Genomic DNA, 1,850 nt, shown 5'->3' with positions numbered 1-1,850 from the left:
TGGCCGAGCGCAACGGGGCCCGGCTGCTGCAGTGTCGGCGACGTCGAGGTGGTGACCGTGCGCGTGCGCCGGGTGACCCGCACCGGGTGGGGCCAGCGAGTCGGGTTCGAGTCCGACGCGCGCGCCGCCCCGGTCGACTACGTGGTGCCCGGCCGGTGACGCGCTCAGCGTCCGATGCCGGCGATCTCCTCGGCCGTCAGCGGCACCCAGGGAGAGGCGTCCGGGTTCGTCTCGGCCACCTCGGGGTGGTCGCCCTCGGTCCACCACTTCGCGCGGTACGGCACGCCGTCCACGACGACCCGGGCGCCCTTGCGGTACACGCCGGTGCGCGACCACTCCGGGTACGTGCCGGCCGCCACCGTGGGCCGCGGAGTCGGCCGGTCCCCGGGCAGCACCGGGCCGAGCAGCTGCCACGGCGTCTGGTCGGCGGTCGCCACCGGGTCGTCCGGGACGTCGCCGCTGGTCCACCACTTGGCCTCGTACACCTGCCGGCGCCAGACGACCTTGGTGCCCTCCGGGTAGGAGGCGTCCGCGTCCCAGATGCGGTAGGGGCTCGTGGCCGGGTCGTCGGTGACCTCGGCCGACGGGGTGGGGGACGCGGTGGTGCGCGGCGCGCTCGGCGTCGTCCGCGCACCCGTCACGGCGCCCGCGGCCAGCACGTCGGCGAAGGTCTCGCCGCCCTGCGGCACGCCGCTGCAGGCGTCGGAGACGACCTTCGGGTCCGGGTAGTTGACGCCGCACGCCCGGTCGCGGTTCAACGACCACAGCGACACGCGGCCCACGCCCAGCTCCTCGCCGAGGGCGGCGAGCTCACGGGCGTCGTCGATCGTCACCACGTCGGCGGGCACGTCGTTCTGGCCGGCCATCGGGGTCATGCCGATGCGCTCCCACAGCTCGGCGTCGGACAGATCCGCGCCGGCGGCCTCGTACGCCGGACCGAGCTGGTCGTGGACGGCCTCGAGGGTGCGGCGCGTCGCGTCGGTCATCGACTCGTCCGGCTCGCGGCTCTCGCCGTAGTTCATCGTCATCGCGTTGACGCCGGTCAGGTCGACGCCGGCGGCGACGGTGTCCTCCACCAGCGCCAGCCCGTCCTCGGTCAGCCCCTGGGTGGCGGCGGGCAGGGTGAGCCACACGTCGAGCGGCTCGTCCTCGGCCGCGCGCTCCTTCTGCAGCACCTGCAGCACGGACGCGCGACGCGTGGCCGCCTCACGGTTCGTCAGGTCGTCGTCCTCGACGTCCAGGTCGATGGTGCGCAGGTCGTACCGCTCGACCACGGAGCGGTACGCGGCCAGCAGCGCCTTGGGGTCGGTGCAGGCCGTGGCGAGCTCGTCGTTGGCCAGGCCGCCGAACGAGACGGTCACGTCGCCGCCACGCTCGCGCAGCAGCGCGACCCGGCGGTCCAGGTCGAGCTCGGCGGCGGCACCGTCCAGGTCGTGGAAGCCGCCCCAGGTCGGGGTGCAGGGCTCGTCGTGGTCGGCGACGACGAACGACAGCACGACGTCCTTCTGCGCGTCCGTGGACGGGGACTCGAAGGCGTACCGGGGGGGTGGCGGTGACGTCGACGTAGCCCGAGAAGGTGGACGGCGTCCGCTCCTCGGGGCCGCCGAACGCCCGGATCTCGTCCTGCCAGCGCACGGCCCCCACCGCGCCGGCGGCGACGACGCCGACGACCACCAGGGCGATCACGACGCGGGCCCAGGACAGGCGATGACCCTCGGGGATCATGCGGGCACCTCGTCACGGCCGGTGTCGCGGCCGGCTCCGGCGTCCGCGTCGAGGGAGCCGTCGGCCGGGATCGTCGTCCTCGGCCACGGGGGACGCCGCAGCGACCGACGCGGTGGCCGCCGTCG

At 75.1% G+C, this 1,850-nt stretch carries 1 protein-coding gene; it reads right to left on the bottom strand.

The genetic code is table 11. The features are described 5' to 3' along the window. Positions 1-164 precede the first annotated feature (164 nt). Positions 165-1,496, bottom strand: a complete 1,332-nt coding sequence (locus AC2W7G_RS15285) for a chitinase (RefSeq protein WP_485869192.1) — start codon at positions 1,494-1,496, stop codon at positions 165-167. Positions 1,497-1,850: the final 354 nt, after the last annotated feature.

The sequence above is a fragment of the Aeromicrobium sp. PFPM2_SD2 genome (assembly GCF_057364525.1).
The sequence above is the reverse complement of the archived record's forward strand: the minus strand, read 5'-3'. Positions and strand labels throughout refer to the sequence as shown.